The 16471-nt window shown below is 70.2% G+C and carries 13 protein-coding genes; 10 read left to right on the forward strand and 3 right to left on the reverse strand.

Annotated features, from left to right (window positions below; all coding sequences use genetic code 11):
- Window positions 1–79 precede the first annotated feature (79 nt).
- The 4 genes from NMK44_RS06480 (at window position 80) to NMK44_RS06495 (ending at window position 3691) form a co-directional block, all read left to right on the forward strand.
- Window positions 80–853 carry an SDR family NAD(P)-dependent oxidoreductase gene (locus tag NMK44_RS06480; RefSeq protein ID WP_254739210.1) on the forward strand — a complete coding sequence of 258 codons (774 nt, stop codon included), beginning with the start codon at window positions 80–82 and terminating at the stop codon, window positions 851–853.
- A gap of 64 nt (window positions 854–917) precedes the next feature.
- Entirely contained in the window at window positions 918–1586 is a 669-nt protein-coding gene (locus NMK44_RS06485; protein ID WP_254739212.1) for a GntR family transcriptional regulator, read from the forward strand.
- 364 nt (window positions 1587–1950) lie between these two features.
- Entirely contained in the window at window positions 1951–2628 is a 678-nt protein-coding gene (locus NMK44_RS06490) for a snapalysin family zinc-dependent metalloprotease (protein ID WP_254739214.1), read from the forward strand.
- Window positions 2629–2734: 106 nt separating this feature from the next.
- On the forward strand, window positions 2735–3691 hold the full coding sequence (locus NMK44_RS06495) for a M28 family metallopeptidase (protein ID WP_254739216.1): 957 nt from the start codon (window positions 2735–2737) through the stop codon (window positions 3689–3691).
- A gap of 54 nt (window positions 3692–3745) precedes the next feature.
- Here NMK44_RS06495 and NMK44_RS06500 read toward each other — a convergent pair whose 3' ends face one another.
- The 3 genes from NMK44_RS06500 to NMK44_RS06510 all read right to left on the reverse strand — a co-directional run bounded on the left by NMK44_RS06500 (window position 3746) and on the right by NMK44_RS06510 (window position 8008).
- The gene (locus NMK44_RS06500) at window positions 3746–5908 is read right to left on the reverse strand and encodes a glycoside hydrolase family 2 protein (RefSeq protein WP_254739218.1); all 2163 of its coding nucleotides are present in this window, start codon (window positions 5906–5908) and stop codon (window positions 3746–3748) included.
- A gap of 394 nt (window positions 5909–6302) precedes the next feature.
- Window positions 6303–7127, reverse strand: a complete 825-nt coding sequence (locus NMK44_RS06505) for an NAD-dependent epimerase/dehydratase family protein (RefSeq protein WP_254739220.1) — start codon at window positions 7125–7127, stop codon at window positions 6303–6305.
- Window positions 7128–7180: 53 nt separating this feature from the next.
- A complete protein-coding gene (locus tag NMK44_RS06510) occupies window positions 7181–8008 on the reverse strand; it encodes an IclR family transcriptional regulator (RefSeq protein ID WP_254739222.1) in 828 nt (275 codons plus the stop codon).
- Between the two features lie 243 nt (window positions 8009–8251).
- On the opposite strand from NMK44_RS06510, the gene NMK44_RS06515 reads away from it, so the two are divergent.
- The 6 genes from NMK44_RS06515 to NMK44_RS06540 all read left to right on the forward strand — a co-directional run bounded on the left by NMK44_RS06515 (window position 8252) and on the right by NMK44_RS06540 (window position 16438).
- Window positions 8252–9748 (forward strand): sodium:solute symporter family protein, encoded by a 1497-nt coding sequence (locus NMK44_RS06515; protein WP_302887889.1) that lies wholly within the window; start codon window positions 8252–8254, stop codon window positions 9746–9748.
- A 77-nt stretch (window positions 9749–9825) separates the two neighbouring features.
- A complete protein-coding gene (locus NMK44_RS06520) occupies window positions 9826–10767 on the forward strand; it encodes a 5-dehydro-4-deoxyglucarate dehydratase (protein ID WP_254739224.1) in 942 nt (313 codons plus the stop codon).
- Window positions 10764–12020 (forward strand): glucarate dehydratase family protein, encoded by a 1257-nt coding sequence (locus NMK44_RS06525; protein WP_254739226.1) that lies wholly within the window; start codon window positions 10764–10766, stop codon window positions 12018–12020. Before NMK44_RS06520 ends, NMK44_RS06525 begins: the two co-directional genes overlap by 4 nt.
- 4 nt (window positions 12021–12024) lie before the next feature.
- Window positions 12025–13200: a hypothetical protein gene (locus NMK44_RS06530; RefSeq protein WP_254739227.1), complete on the forward strand. Its 1176-nt coding sequence runs from the start codon at window positions 12025–12027 to the stop codon at window positions 13198–13200.
- 224 nt (window positions 13201–13424) lie between these two features.
- Entirely contained in the window at window positions 13425–14156 is a 732-nt protein-coding gene (locus NMK44_RS06535; protein WP_254739229.1) for a FadR/GntR family transcriptional regulator, read from the forward strand.
- A gap of 59 nt (window positions 14157–14215) precedes the next feature.
- The gene (locus NMK44_RS06540; protein WP_254739231.1) at window positions 14216–16438 is read left to right on the forward strand and encodes an alpha-L-fucosidase; all 2223 of its coding nucleotides are present in this window, start codon (window positions 14216–14218) and stop codon (window positions 16436–16438) included.
- The last annotated feature ends 33 nt before the right edge of the window (window positions 16439–16471 follow it).

The following is a 16471-nucleotide window of genomic DNA, read 5'->3' on the forward strand; positions in this document are numbered from 1 at the left end:
CGCCGGAGAGTCCCTTTCCGCCACACCCGCCCCCGCGGGGCCGACTCCGGCCCCCGCCCGCCACCGAGGAAGTGCCGCCATGACTCGAACCGCCCTGGTCACCGGAGCCGCGGGCGGTATCGGCCGGGCCGTGGCCACCCGCTTCCTCGCCGACGGACTACGGGTGGCGGGCGTGGACCTGACCGACCCGGAACTGCCGGACGCCACCTACCACCGCGCCGATGTGACACACGCCGACGAGGTGGCCCGCGCCGTCCGGGACGCCGTCGCCGCACACGGGTCGATCGACGTCCTGGTGGCCTGCGCGGGAGTGACCACCGGCGGCCCGTTGCACCGCACGACCGAAGAGGACTGGGACGCGGTGCTGCGGGCCAATCTCACCTCGGCGTTCCTGTGTGTGCGCGAAGTGCTGCCCGGGATGATCACCGCTGGTACGGGCGCGGTCGTGACCATCGGTTCCGTACTGCACCGCACGGCCGCCCCCGGACTGCCCGCCTACGCCGCGGCCAAGGGGGCGCTCGCGGCACTCGGCCGCCAACTGGCCGTCGACTACGGCCGCTACGGCATCTCCTTCGTCACCGTCTCACCCGGCTGGGTGCGCACCCCGGCCACCGAATCCCGCCTCGACGGCGATGCGGACCTCGGCCGGCTGCGCGAGAGCAACCCCTCGAGGCTGCTGATCGCCCCCGACCAGGTCGCCGCGGCGGTCGCGTTCGCCGCCTCACCCGAAGCGGTGCTGCTCAACGGCGAGGAACTGGTGCTGGATGCGGGCGCGTCCGCCGTCAGCCCCGCGAGTCTGCTCCGGGACGGCCACCGGCGGCGTATGGGCCTGCCCCCGCTCGGTGGCGCATGAGTCCGCCGCCCCCGGACCACCGCCCACCCGTATCCGATGGCGAGATATCGCATACGATGAACGCATGGCGGACAACAGCTGGGCCACACGGCTCCCCAAGGTGAAGAGCAAGGCGGAGCTGGTCCATGACACTCTGCGCCAGGCCATCGCGGACGGCGATCTGCGACCCGGTCAGCGCATCAACATGGACGAGCTCTCGCGCAATCTGGGCGTCAGCAAGATCCCGGTGCGGGAAGCCGTCAAGCGGCTGGAATCCGAAGGGCTGGTCACCTCCCAGCTACACGCGGGGGTGATCGTCTCCGAAGTGGACAAGACGGAGATGCGCGGGGTCTTCCTGGCGCGTGAGGCGATCGAAGCCCTGGCCGCCCAACTGGCCACCGAGCGCGTGGACGACGCGCTGCTGGCCGAACTGGAGCGGGTGCAGACCGCGATGCGCACCGAACTGGACCGGGGGGCGACGGACCGGCTGCCCGAGCTGAATTCCGAGTTCCACCACATCCTGTCCTCGGCCAGCGGCTACCGGATCCTCGCCGAGCTCACCGAACAGCTCCTGATGACCATCCGCCGCTACCGCATCACCGCGCCCCGCGACGACAAGAACTGGCGCTCGGTGGTGGCCGAGCACGACGCCATCGTCGAGGCGCTGCGCGCACGTGACGCCGAGGCCGCCGCGGCGGCCGCCCGCGCGCACACCACGTCGCAGGCCGGTCATGAGATGACCGCGAACGACTGACCGCGCCGCCGCACCCCTCATCACACCGCACGAAGTGGCACTCGCCACCGTGCGGTGTGGCATGTACCGCCCTGGTCCGTGAAGCCACCCGCTGACGCGCGGACATGAGGGGGCGGCGCCGTCCCCGGCGCCATCAACCGTGCCCGCACGCACCGTGATCGACCATCTCCGCCCCGCCGTGGGCGAGTTCGACGAGCGGGCACCGATGGTAAAGCGTCGGTAAAGCCCCGGGCTCCCCCTCCGTTCGCCCTGTCCCCCCTTGTACAACAACCCGCCGAGCACGCGCAGGCGGGAGGGCGGGCCCCGGGCACTCCGCCGGCCTCTGCCTTCTTGCTGCGCGCGGCCAGCAAGGAGCCCCCCTCAGATGAAATACACCAAGACGGCGCTCACCACGATCCTGGGTCTCGGTCTCGCCGCGACGGGCCTGTCCATCGCGTCGGCGTCGCCCGACACGTCGAGCGATCGAGCCGACCGGTCGGCCGCCAGCGACCTCTACACCGCGGGCAAGGACGACCGGTTCGACACCGACGCGTTCATCAAGACCGTGCTGAAGTCGGCCCTGGAGAAGAAGGAGAACGCCAAGGACACGAAGAGCGCGGGCGCGGTCACCGTCACCTACAGCGCCAAGAACGCCCCCCACTTCCGCGCCCAGATCAAGCGCAGCGCCTCCATATGGAACGCCGCCGTGGACAACGTGAAGCTGAGGGAGGGCGGGAACCCCGACTTCACCTACCGCGAGGGCAATGACGACCGGGGCTCGTGGGCGCGGCCCGAAGGCAACGGCAAGGGCCTCGTCTTCCTGGACTTCAAGCAGAACAGGGAGTTCGACTCCACCCGGGTCGCCGCGCACGAGACCGGCCACATCCTCGGTCTGCCGGACAACCGCACGGGCCAGTGCTCGGACCTGATGTCCGGTGGCTCCGCCCCCGCCTCGTGCAAGAACGCGAAGCCCAGCTCGGAAGAGGCCCGGGAGGTCGACCAGCAGTGGGCCCAGGGCCTGGAAGCCGTGAACCGGCAGCTCGCGGCTGACAACCGTCGCTGACCTCAGGACGCACCATCCGGCCGGGGGCGGGGCCGCCCGCACCCGGAGCGATCCGCCCCCGGCCGGATGCCACCACCACTCCCCCTCACTTCAGCAAGGACCCATCATGAAGCGGTCACTGACTGCCCGTCATGGAATCATCGCCACGTGTGCCACCGTGGCCCTCGGCGCCGCACTGCTGAGCGGTGTTGCCGGAGGCGCCCAGGCGAGCGTCTCCACCTCGTCCGCCAACCCCCCGAACGTGAACGTCAGCGCCGTCATGGGCCACCTCGGCAAGTTCCAGGGGATAGCCGACAGCAACGGCGGCAACCGTGCCCACGGCCAGCCCGGTTACAAGGCGTCCGTGGACTACGTCAAGAAGAAGCTGGACGACGCCGGTTTCAAGACCTCCCTCCAGAGGTTCGACCACAACGGCTCCACGGGCTACAACCTCATCGCCGACTGGCGCAAGGGCGGCGGGGACAAGGTGGTGATGGCGGGCTCGCACCTGGACTCGGTCGAGGACGGCCCGGGCATCAACGACAACGGATCGGGTTCCGCCGCGCTCCTGGAGGTCGCGCTCTCCGTGGCCAAGGCCGACCTCAAGCCCGCCAAGAACCTGCGGTTCGCCTGGTGGGGTGCCGAGGAGCTCGGCATCGTCGGCTCCAAGCACTACGTCCAGAAGCTGGGGTCGGGTACGTCGAAGATCGACTCATATCTGAACTTCGACATGATCGGCTCCCCCAACCCGGGGTACTTCGTCTACGACGACGACACGAAGCTGGAGAAGGTCTTCACCGACTGGTTCCGGACCAAGAAGATCAAGACCGCACCGGAGACCGAGGGCGACGGCCGCTCGGACCACGCGCCGTTCAAGGACGCGGGCGTACGGGTCGGCGGTCTGTTCACCGGCGCCAGCAACGAGATGAGCCCGGAGCAGGCGAAGGCATGGGGCGGTAAGGCGGGCGAGTCGTTCGACCCGTGTTACCACCAAGCCTGCGACAAGACCTCGAACATCAACAAGAAGGCCCTGGACCTGAACGCCGACGCCATGGCCAACGCGATCTGGAAGCTCAGTTCCTGAGGGGACGGACGCACGCTCGTGGCCCAGGAGGCCCGGGCCACGAGCGTGCCCGGCCTACCGCTGTGACGCCCCGCCCGGGGTGTCCTCGACGAGGGTCCAGATGACGGTGTCGGTGTGCACCTTGCCGCCGATGGTGGCGGTGACCGCCACCTCGTTCTCACCCGGCGCGAGTGTCACACCGGACCAGGTGAAGATGTGATCGGCGCTGCTCCTGGTGCCGAGCGACCGGCCGTTCAGCGTGGCGGCCACCTGGCGGGAGTTGGAGTAGACCTTCAACTCCGTTGACGCGTCATGGCGTCGGGTCCAGCGACGGCTGGTGATGTGGAGGGTCGGGGAGGCCGCCCAGTTCGCCTTGTACCAGTAGAAGGCGTCCTTGCGGATCCTGCGGTCCCGCGTCACCAGCCCCTTGTCGTTGATCCCCGGCTGACCGCCCTCATTGCGCCGGTCCGAGGCGAAGTCGAACATGTTCCATACGAACGTCCCCCAGATGTAGGGCCGCGAGACGAGCTGCTTCCACGCCGCTTCGTGGTACAGGGCCTGGTACTCCTCCGGGTGGAAGGGGCCACCGGATTCGGGCCTGGCCGGGTTCAGGGCGTGCTGGGCGGTGTTGGCGCCGGCGCCGTACTCGGAGACGGCGATCCTGCGGTCGGGTGCGCTGGTGTGCAGATCGTCGGCCCAGCGGCCCATCTCCCCGTCCTTGGAGCCGCCGTACCAGCCGAAGTACACGTTGTACCCGGTCGTCCGCGTGTGCTTCCCCAGCTCGCGATCGCGCCCGCCCGCCACCGCGTAGGTGGAGATCCGCTCCGGGTCCTCGGTCTCGACGATCCTGGCGAGGGTGTCGAGCAGTGCGTTGGTGGTGCCGTTGTCCCTGCGCTGCTCGTTGCCGATGCCCCAGAAGGCGATCGAGGGGTGATTGTAGTTCTGCCGGATCAGCTCCATGAGCTGGTTCCGCGTGGTGGCGGTGAAGGCGGCCGATTCGGTGATGGAGTCCACGAGCGGAATCTCCGCCCAGACGACCAGACCGCGCTCATCGGCGAGGTCGTAGTCCTTCTGGTCGTGCTGGTAATGCGCCATGCGCACGGCGTTGGCACCGACCTCTTCGATGAGGTCGAAGTCCTTGACGTGATCGGCGTCGTCGACCGCCCAGCCCTTACGGGACCGGTCCTGGTGCAGGTTGACGCCGTGCAGGCCGAGGTGTTTCCCGTTGAGGAAGAACCCGGTGTCGGCGTCGACGCTGACACCGCGCAGACCGAACCGCTCGGTCACCACGTCCGTGACCACGTCGTCGGCCCCGGTGGTGTCATGGATCTCGACGTTCGCACGGTAGAGGTGGGGGTCCGGCCTGCCGTTCCACAGCCGCGGCTCGTCGATGGTGATGTGCCGGGTGACCTCGGATCCGGTGCGCGCCGCGACGGTGCGCGCGTCGCTGCGCTCGTCGACGACGACGGTCCCGTCCGCGTCGGTGATGACGGTGCGTACGACCACCGATCTGGCGGTGCTGTTGTTGTTCCACAGCTTGGTCGTCACCGCGACCTTCGCCGACGCCTCGGTCACCTCGTACGGGCGCAGATAGACACCGGGCCCCGCGTGATCGAGCATCCGCACCTGGAGCCTGTCGACGGTCCAGAGGCTGACGTTGCGGTAGATACCGCCGGAGAAGCTGAAGTCCCCGCTCAGCGGCGCGATATCGGGGTCATGGGCGTTGCTCACCCGCACCGCGATGACATTGTCCTCACCGGGGCGTAGGGCCCGGGTGGCGTCGAACCGGAAGCGGGAGTAGCCGCCCTGGTGGCGGCCCAGGTAGGTGCCGTTGACCCAGACCTCGGCGACCTGGTTGGCGCCGGCGAACTGCAGGAACAGCATCTTCCCCGCCGTCCCGGCCGGGAGCCTGTCATGCCGCCGGTACCAGCCGGTGCCGCGGTGGTAGTTGCCGCCGCCGTCCGCGCCGTCCGCGGCGTTCCAGGTGTGCGGTGTGCTGACCGGCGCCCAGCCGGAGTCGTCGAACCCAGGTGCTTGAGCGCCTCTGGGGTCGCTCTTGGTGAATCGCCAGCCGGTGTTCAGATCGATACGGGTACGGGGCCGCGGTGCCGTGTAGGTGGCGCCGACGGCGGACGGGGGTGCCGGACGGGCGTCGGCCGTGGCAACGCCGGTGAAGGGGATCAGCGAGCCGCCCGCCATGGTGCCCAGGACACGACGGCGGGAAGGGGGGTGTGGCATCTCGGGACTCACTTCTGCGGAGACGATGGGTGGTGAGGAGCTGATGGAACGCCGGAGCGCGGTGGGCGGGCAACGGCGAGCGCGCGGGGTTCGAGGGTGATCGGGGGGCCTGACGCGGCGGATCCACGAGCGCGGGGCAGGGTGGTCACCGGTCGGGCCCGTCGTTCACGAGGGCGGTACCCATCACGGGCCGCCGTGGCACGACAGGAGCACGGGTGCGCAAAGGTGTTCACCGGCGCGGCGCAGCCGTATCGCCGGGAACCGGCCACGAGCGGCTCGGCCGGTTCAATAAAAGGAAATTAGCGGGCTCCGTCCCGTCCCGTAACCCCTCGTGCGCAAGAAGCTGGAACACATCCCCTCGGCGGGGACGGGACGGCGGGCCTCTCCGACCAGGTCAGAGCGGGTTGGGGACCCCGAGCGGAGCGGTGCAGAAGGGGCCGCCGACGAACTCGGCCGCCGGGCCGGCCGGGGCCGGTGCGGCTGCCATCCGGTCGGCATAGGTCTCGGCGTTGTCGGCGGACCGGTAGCCGAGCGCCTCGGCCTCGGTGAGGGAGCAGGTCCGCCGTGTGTTGTCGGAGACGCCCCAGATCAGCCGGTAGCCGGGGGACGGTGCGCTCAGACCGGCCTCGAGCAGCCGGGCGCAGTCGTCGGGCGACAGCCAGGTGGCCAGACCGCGTGGCCCCAGCGGTTCCGGTGTCGGGAAGCAGGAGCCGATCCGGATCACGATGACGTCCATCCCGAACCGCGAGTGGTACAGGCTGCCCAGTGCCTCGATGGCCGCCTTGCTCACCCCGTAGTACGTGTCCGGACGGGGGCTGGAGTCGGCGGGCAGACCGGTTTCCCCTCCCTCGTCGGTCCGGCGGAAGCCGACGGCGTGGTTGCTGGAGGCCAGGACCACCCGGCCGACTCCGGCCGCGCGGGCCGCTTCGAGCACCGTGTGGGTGCCGTTGATGTTCACCTCGACGGTGGCCTCCCAGGAGGTCTCCCGGCTGTGCCCGCCCAGGTGGATGAGGGCGTCGACCCCGGCGCAGGCCCGTTCCATCGCCGCGCGGTCCGTGATGGAGGCCGTCACCAGCTCGACGTCCTCGTCCGCCGCGGGTGGCTGCTGCGCACCGATGTCGAGCAGGCGCAGCACCCGTCCGGGGCGTCGCAGCCGGGGGCGCATCAGGGTGCCGACGCCCCCCGCCGAACCGGTGATGAGCACACGTTCACACGTCATGGTGATCCCCAAGAGGATGAGGCGGTCCGAACGGGCCGCGGGTGGTCCGAGGTTCAGCGGATACCGGCTCTGCGCAGCTTCCGGCCGAGGGCGTCGGCGGTTTCGGCGAGGAGTGCGCCGACCTCGGCGGCGTCGGTGTCGGTGGCCTGCCCGGTGGGCATGGAGCAGCTGATCGCATCGGTGGCGGGGATCCGGTACGGGATCACGGCGGCGACGCACCGGACCCCCTCGGTGCCTTCTTCCACCTCGGAGGCGTAGCCCCGTTCCCGGGTGAGCGCGCAGGCCGCGTACAGCTCCTCGGGGTCGGTGATGGTGTGCGCGGTGAGCGCGGGCAGCTCGGGCGGCAGCAGCCCCGCGATCTCCTCCTGGGTCAGCTCCGCGAGCAGTGCCTTGCCCAGGGCGGTGGCGTGTGCCGGGAGAGTGCGGCCGACGCGCGAGATCAGATGGGTGGAGCGCTTGGCCTCGCGGGTCTCCAGATAGACCACCTCCCCGCCGTTGCGGCGCGCGAAGTGGGTGGTCCAGCCGGTCTCACCGCGGATCTTCTCCAACTCCTCGGTGGCGTACGGGACCACCGGGTCGCGGTCCAGATACGCCGTACCGCAGATCAGCGCCCGGACCCCGAGCCGGTACCGGCCCGAGGCCGCGTCCAGTTCGAGCCAGCCCGCCTCGAGCAGCGTGTGCAGCAGCGCGTGCAGGCTGGACCGTGGAAAGCCCATGTGCCCATGCAGATCGGACGGCGACAGCCAGCCATGGGTGCGGGCGAACGCCTCGATGAGCTCCACCGTCCGCCGGGCCGATTTGACCCCGCCCGAACCTCCCCCCGCTGCCGCCACCGTGGCGCCCTCGGCGCGCGTCTCCCCCTGGTCAGCCGTCCGTGCCACGGACGACCCCACGGCCCCCTCTGCCTTCCTCGGCATATCAACCCTTCAGCTCTCGGTTCGTTCCCGGACATTGACGTCCCTGACGGGTAAGGCTAGCGTCCGTGAACGCGGTTTCCATGGGCGAATGAATTCACCTTACAGATCGCTTCTCCATATGTGAACACGCATATCAAAGAACCACCGGTGGCAGACGGCTTCGGCAAGACAAAGGGGTCAGTGGTGCACGGACTGGACTGGGCAGTGATGGGCGCGTACTTCGGGGTGATGGTCCTGATCGGCTGGTGGTCGCACCGGCGCGTCGGGGATGTGAAGGACTTCTTCACCGCGGGGGGCCGGATGCCCTGGTGGCTGACGGGGATCTCCCACCACATGTCCGGCTACAGCGCGGTGCTCTTCGTGGCGTACGCCTCCGTCGCGTACACGGCCGGAATCACCGTCTACTTCTGGGCGTTCGCCACCATCGGCATCGGGGTGGGGGTCGGCAGTCTGGTGTTCGCGCCCCGCTGGAACCGGCTGCGGTCCCGGATCGGTGTCGCCTCCCCGCTGGAGTACCTGGCCAAGCGCTACGGCGTGTCCACACAGCAGGCCCTGGCCTGGAGCGGCAGTACGCTGAAGGTCTTCGACATCGCCGCGAAGTGGTTCGCCGTGGCCACCCTGCTGCATGTGTTCGCCGGGGTCGACTACAACGTCGGCATCCTCGTCACCGGACTGGTGACCCTCTTCTACTGCACGGTCGGCGGGCTATGGGCCGATGCCCTCACCGAACTCGGCCAGTTCATCATCCAGGCCGTCGCCGCGATCGTGATGATCGTCGTGGTCCTCGGCAAACTCGGTGGTGTCGAAGGGCTGTGGACCATGTGGGGCGATCTGCCCGCCGGCCACCGCCATCCGACGACACCCACCTACACCACGGTCTTCCTGCTGGTGTACGTCCTGGTCAAGACACTGGAGTACAACGGCGGCATGTGGAACCTGGCGCAGCGCTACATGGCCGCCCCCAGCACCCACGAGGCGAGACGTGGCGCCGTGCTCTCCTCGCTGCTCTACCTGTTCTGGCCGATGGTCCTGATGTTCCCGATGTTCGCCGCTCCGCTGCTGCTGCCCGACCTCGACAAGCCCGAGAACGTCTACGCCGTGATGACGACCGAGTTCCTGCCGCCCGGTCTGATCGGTCTCGTCCTCGCCGGGATCTTCTCGCACACCATGGCCATGGTGTCCTCCGACGCCAACGCCATCTCCGCCGTCATCACCCGCGACATGATTCCGGTGATGAGCCGCAAGGCGCGGGCGTGGACCGATGCCCAGGGCCTCACGGCGGCACGCGTCACCACCGTGCTCTTCGTGCTGCTCACCATGGCGGTGGCGACACAGGCCGAGAACCTCGGTGGTGTTCTGAAGATCGTCGTCAACTGGGTCGGGGCACTGATGGGCCCGATCTCCATCCCGCTGCTGCTCGGCATGCTGCCCTGGTTCCGCCGCTGCGGGGCCCGCGCGGCACTGACCTCCTGGGCGGGCGGGCTGATCGCGTACGCGCTCGTCTACTACGTGTGGGACGTCAGCCAGACATGGCTGATCGCCACCCCGGTCCTGGTCTCCCTCACGCTCTACACGGGCCTGGGGCTCCTCGCCTCCGAACGGACGGACGCCGTCGACGACCTGCTCACGGCCATCGGCGAAGCGGACGACAAGGAGGAGAGGACGCCCTCTCAGGACGTCAGGGGAACCACGGCGCGGGTATGACCGCCCACGCCTCCCCCACCACAGCCAGCGCCCCGCCCCACCCGGCACCGGAAAGCCCGCACAGGAAAGAAGGCTCCATGGAACACCCGACGAAGAGCACCCTCGACGGTCTCCTCGCCTTCCCTCTGACCCCGTTCACCGAGCACCTCGACCTGGACCTCGACGTGCTGGCGGACACCGTGGAACGACACCTCGAAGCGGGCGCCGGAGCGCTGTTCGTCGCCTGCGGCACGGGCGAGTTCGGCTCGCTCTCACCTCATGAGCATGCGGCGGTGCTCGCCAGGGCCCGTGATGTGACTGCTGGCCGGGTCCCCGTCTGGGTGGGGGCCGGTGGCGGCGCCGCCACGGCACGGGCCGGTGTGGCCCTGGCCGAGGAGGGCGGCGCCGACGGTGTGCTCCTGATGCCGCCCTATCTGGTGTCGGGGCCGCCCCGGGGCCTGGTCGACTTCGTCCGCCACGCCGTCGGCGACACCCGGGTGCCGGTGGTCGTCTACCACCGCGCCACCGGTGTGTTCACTCCGGCCGCCGCCGCCTCGCTCCTCGGGATCCCCTCCGTGGCCGGACTCAAGGACGGCTGCGGGGACATCGAGCTGATGTCCCGGATCGTGACCGGCATCCGGTCGGCGGCCACCCGCCGGGCCGAGGACTTCCTCTTCTTCAACGGGCTGCCGACCGCGGAGGTCTCGGCGCGGGCCTATGCCGCGATCGGTGTACCGCGCTACTCCTCGGCGGTGCACTGTTTCGCCCCCGAGATCGCGCACCGCTTCCACCGCGCGCTCACGGAGGGCGACACCGGGGTGATGGACGCGCTGCTGGGCGGGTTCTACCTGCCGCTGGTCGCGCTGCGCGACGAGACACCCGGCTTCGCCGTCTCCCTGGTGAAAGCCGCCGCCCGGCTGCGCGGCGACAAGGTCGGGCCGGTCCGGCCGCCACTGGCCGAACCCACCCCCGAGCAGATCGGACGGCTCGAGGAGATCGTGGCCGGGGGCTACACCGTACTGGGGGCACTGGACCGATGAGGATCACGGACATCACGCTCACGCCCGTCGCGTTCGCCGATCCGCCGCTGCTCAACGTCATGGGTGTGCATGAACCGTTCGCACTGCGCGGGATCCTCCGGATGCGGTGCGAGGACGGTGTGGTCGGCCTCGGCGAGTCCTACGGTGACCGGGCCTTCCTCGACCAGGTGCGCAGGGTCCTGCCCCGGCTGGTGGGCCACGATGTGTTCGACCTGCCCGGGCTCCGGCGGCTGGTCGTGGAGGAGCTGGGCGGATCCGTGCTCACCGATGAACACGGGCTGATCGGCGGGTACTCGATGCGCAAGACGGTGGCGAGTGTCTACGCGCTGTTCGAGGTGGCCTGTCTGGACGCGCAGGGCCATGCCGTCGGCCGCCCCGTGTCCGATCTGCTCGGCGGCAGGGCACGGGACGCCGTGGAGTTCTCCGCGTACCTGTTCTACAAGTACGGGGCCCACCGGGGCGCCCCGGAGGACTCCTGGGGGGCGATCCTCACCCCGGAGGCACTGGTCGACTCGGCGCGGCAGATGGTCGGCGAGTACGGCTTCCGCTCGCTGAAGCTGAAAGGCGGGGTGTTCGAGCCCGACCAGGAGATCGAGGCGATCCACGCCCTGGCCGGGGCGTTCCCCGGGCATCCCCTGCGTATCGACCCCAACGCCGCGTGGACCCCGGAGACCGCCGTCCGCGTCGCGGGCGAGCTCCAGGAGGTGCTGGAGTACCTGGAGGACCCGACACCCGGTATCGGGGGCATGGCCCAGGTCGCCGCACGGACACCGGTCCCGCTGGCGACGAACATGTGCGTGGTCGACCTCGGGAACGTCGAACCGGCCTTCCGGGCCCGTGCGATCGGCGTACTGCTCTCGGACCACCACTTCTGGGGCGGACTGCGCGCCACCCAGGCGCTGTCGGTCACCTGTGAGAGTTTCGGCGTCGGACTGTCCATGCACTCCAACAGCCATCTCGGCATCAGCCTGGCCGCCATGGTGCACGTGGCCGCGGCCACCCCGCATCTGACCTACGCCTGTGACACCCACTGGCCGTGGAAGACCGAGGATGTCATCGTGCCGGGCGCGCTGGAATTCCGCGAGGGGGCCGTCGCCGTACCGGACGGGCCCGGACTGGGCGTGGAGATCGACGAGGACGCGCTGGCACGGCTGCACGAGAACTACCGGCGCTGCGGCCTGACGAAGCGGGACGACACGACGTACATGCGGCAGTACGTCGAGGACTTCACCCCCCATACGGCGCGGTGGTGACCCGGTGAGGACGACCGGCTACGCCTATCCATGGGATCTGCTCGACGGCAATGAACTCATCGACAGCGCAGGCGAGTCGGGGCTCGACGAGGTCGCGGTGGCGGTGGCTTACCACAGCACCCGCGCGGCCACTCCGTGGTCGGCGCGGCACTCGGCGGTACTCGCCCGCCACGCGGCGCTGTACCGGCCGGTGCGCGAGGGCGTCTGGCGGGGCCGGACACTGCGCCCCTCCCCACCGGACTGGGTGGCGCGGGAGGACAGTGCGGGCGACGCCGTCCGGGCGCTCGGCGCGGCGGGGATCCCGGCCGCGGCCTGGATCGTCCTCACCCACAACTCCGCGCTGGGGCTGGCACACCCGGAATACGCCGTACGGAACTGCTTCGGTGAGACTTACCCATGGGCGCTGTGCCCCGCACGGCCCGCGGTGCGGGAGTACGCCGCCACCCTGACCGCCGAGGCGGTGGACGGACTGGACCTCTCCTCGGTGATCCTGGAGGCATGTGGTCCGCTCGGGGCCGTGCACCAGCACCAGCACGAGAAGACCGAGGCGGTCTGGGCGCCTTCGGTGGTGCGTCTGCTCTCCGTCTGCTGCTGTTCCGCCTGCGCTTCGGGCTGGGCCGGCGCCGGCCTGGTACCCGAGGAGGTCCGTGACCGGCTCCGCACCGAGGTACGCCGGATGGTCGCCACCGGTGAACTCGGCCTCACCGAGGACCGGTTGCCGTCGGCACTGCGCGCGGCGCTCCTGGCCACCCGGCAGGATGCCACCGACGCGCTGCGCGCCGAGGTGCTGTCCGCCGTCACCCCGGGAACCCGGATCGTACTGCACGGGGACCTCGACCCCTGGGCCACGGGCGCCCTGCCCGGCCTCACCCCGGGCGCCGCGGCGGACGCCGACGCCGTCGTGCTCTCCGGCTGGGTGCCCGAATCCGGCGCCGCCACCGTCGCGGCCGCCCGTGCCGCACTGCCCGGACACCTCGCGATCGGTGGCTACGTCAGTGTGGTCGGGGCCCGGGTGGCCCCTGACATCGGATCGTATGTACGTGCTCTCGGCGCGGCGGGCGCCGATGAACTCCATCTGTACCACCTGGGGTTGGCAGGCCCCGGCCGCCGGCCCGCGCTGCGGGCCGCCACCTCGGCCGCGCACGCGCTCGGCCGGGAGGAACGGGAACGGCACCCCTGATGTCCGCGGGACCCGGCGGAGCGCCCGGCGGCCCCCGGCCGCGCTGTCGGCTTCCCGTCACGGTCGGCATTCCGGCGCATCCATCGGCGGCCACCTGGCCTAACCTCTGGAGACCGCACGATGGTGGCCGCCCGCCACTCCGGCGCACGGGGACACGTCGGCGTGACGGACACGTCCGCATCTGCCGCCGCCTCAACGGTGGCCCGCGTCCGAAGGGGTGCGCAATGTCGTTGGCTGACACAGCCATCGCACACATCCGGGAGCTCATCCGGTCCGGGGAGCTCCCGCCCGGGGCCAGACTGCCACCCGAACAGCGGCTCGCCACCGAATGGGGCCTGGCGTCCGATGCCACGCGGGAGGCGGTCGAGGCCCTCGCGGTCACCCGGGTCCTGGAGGTCCGGCCGGGCGGCACCTATGTGTCCCGCCGTGAACCGCGGCTGCTGCTGGCCGGTCTGGGGGTCGCCAACGACCTGCTGCGCGATGACACCCTGCTCGAACTCTGCGAGGTGCGCCGTCTGTTGGAGCCCTCCGTCACGGCTCTCGCCGCCACCCGGATCTCCGAGGCACAGCTCGATGAGGTCGGACGGCATCTGGACGCCATGCGCGAAGCCCGCGACCACGCCGAGGAGCTCAGCCGCCATGACGTGGCGTTCCACCGGGCCGTCACCGCCGCCACCGGCAACCAGACCCTCACCGTCCTGCTCGAGGGCATCTCCGGCCGCACCCTCGGCGCCCGCGTCTGGCGCGGTCTGGTCGACGACGGCGCCGCCGACCGCACCCTGGCCGAACACCAGGCCATCTACAGCGCCCTCGCCGCCCGCGACGCACCTCTGGCCGAGGCGGCGGCGCTGGTGCACGTCAGCGATATCGAGCAGTGGTTACACAACTGCCGTACCCGTACCCGTCCATCCCGGCACTTCCCGCACATGCCTTCCTCGTCGATCGAAAGGCAGTGACCATGACCGGTCAGCACGCTGATCAGGACAGTGGAAGACCGACCGTATCGCGCAGAGTCATGCTGAGGTCCACCACGGCCGCGGGTCTCGCGACCGCCGGTGCGTCCGTCCTCGGCCCGTCCGCCACGGCGGCCCCCGCCGGTGGCCGCCCGGCCGGGGACTCCCCGGCCCGCGCCCGGACCTACGAACCCACCTGGGAGTCGGTCGACCGGCACCTGGCGGCGCCCGAGTGGTTCCAGGACGCCAAGTTCGGCATCTACTTCCACTGGGGGGCGTTCGCCACCCCCGCGTACGGCAGCGAGTGGTACCCCCGCAACATGTACCGGCAAGGGTCAGGCGCCCACACCCACCATGTGGAGACCTACGGCGACCCCCGTATCTGGCCGTACCACCACTTCATCACCGGAGCCAAGGACAGACGCGGCAACTTCGTCCAGTTCGCTCCCCGGCTCGTCTCCGAGGGCGGCCGTTTCGACCCCGATGAATGGGCCCAGCTCTTCATCGACGCGGGCGCGGAGTTCGCCGGGCCGGTCGCCGAACACCACGACGGCTACTCCATGTGGGACAGCAAGGCCAACGAATGGAACTCGGTCCGGCAGGGACCCAAGCTGGACCTGCTGCGCATCTTCACCACCGCCTTCCGCCGCCGCGGTCTGAAGGTGCTCGCCGCCCTCCACCACGCCTACAACATCAACGGCTACTACGAATACGTCCCCGCCCAGAGCGACCCCGGCCTGCGGAAGCTGTACGGCCAACTGCCCCGCGCGGAGGCCACCCGGCTCTGGTCCGACAAACTCCAGGAGGTCATCGAGGGCTACGGCCCGGACATCATCTACCAGGACTTCTCCCTCGACCGGATCGACGAGCACCACCGGCTGAACTTCCTGGCCACGTACTACAACTGGGCCGAGGCCCACGGAAAGGCGGTCGTCACCACCTACAAGGACGGCTACCACGGCAAGGGCGAGGTCTACGACTACGAACGCGGCGGCCCCGGCGACCTCCGCAGCCCCTACTGGCTGACCGACGACAGCGTCAGCAGCTCAAGCTGGTGCTACACCCAGACCCTCGGCTACTACTCCGCCCAGCAGATGATCCACGCACTGATCGACCGGGTCAGCAAGAACGGCAATATGCTCCTCAACATCGCCCCACGGCCCGACGGTACGATCCCCCAGGCCCAACGCGATGTGCTGCTCAGCATCGGCGCCTATCTGAAGCAGGCGGGCGAGTCCGTCTACCGCACCCGCGCCTGGTCCTGCTACGGCGAGGGGCCCACCAAGATGGGCGGCGGCTCCTTCACCCAGCCCAAGGCCGGAACCAACAAGGACATCCGCTTCACCCGGAACAAGGCCGACACGGTCCTCTACGCCACCGTGATGGGGTGGCCGGAGGACGGTGTCCTGCGGATCACCACCCTGGCCCCGGGCCGGATCAACCTCAAGCGGCTGGCGGGCATCCGGCTGCTCGGCCCGGCGAACGGCTCCTCGACGAGGCTGCGTCCGCATCCGGTGCAGGACGGCACCGCCCTGTGTGTCGCGGTCCCCGAACGGCCGCCTTTCCCCGCCATCGCCTATGCGGTCAAGCTCAGTTTCTCGGGCAGGATCCCGGCCCTGCGGGAGCCGGTGGCCGCCTCGGTCTTCGACGAGCCCGATTACACCGGCCCCGCCGCCCGGCTGGCGGTGGGCGACTACACCCACGCCCAGTTACGGGCCGCCGGGAGCAGCCACATCGTCTCGGTCACCATGGCCCCCGGACACCGGGTGACCACCTACCCCGGGGACCGCTTCACCGGTGAGGCACACCTCCTCACCAAGCCCGTCGCACAGCTCCCGCACCCCGTGCTGTCACTGCGCGTCCGCTTCGATCCCACGGCGTTCCTCACGGTGACCAACCGCACCAACCGGCTGGTCCTGGACGGCGGCGGCGGGGTCCCCGCCGGATCCCGGGCCAAGGTATGGACCTCGGGCAGCAGTCCGAATCTGCACTGGCAGGCGGTCGACCTCGGCAACGGCCACCACCGTCTGGTGAACCGCACCCACCACATGGTCCTGGACGGCGCCGGGGCGGGCCCCGGTTCGGACGTGGTGCAGAACCCGTGGTCGGAGAGTCCCCAGCAGCAGTGGCGGCTGGAGGACCGCGGAGACGGCCACTACGCCGTCGTGAACCGGGCAAGTGGCCTGGCCCTGGACGGCGGTGGCTCGGTGGCGTCGGGCTCCTACGTCACCCAGCGCGCCCAGGACGGGAGCCCCGACCTCGAGTGGCGGTTCGCCACCCCGTAACGGACCGGCACCCGGATCGGGCCACGCGGTGTG

The organism is Streptomyces cucumeris, from assembly GCF_024295805.1.
GTDB classification, from domain to species: Bacteria; Actinomycetota; Actinomycetes; order Streptomycetales; family Streptomycetaceae; genus Streptomyces; species Streptomyces cucumeris.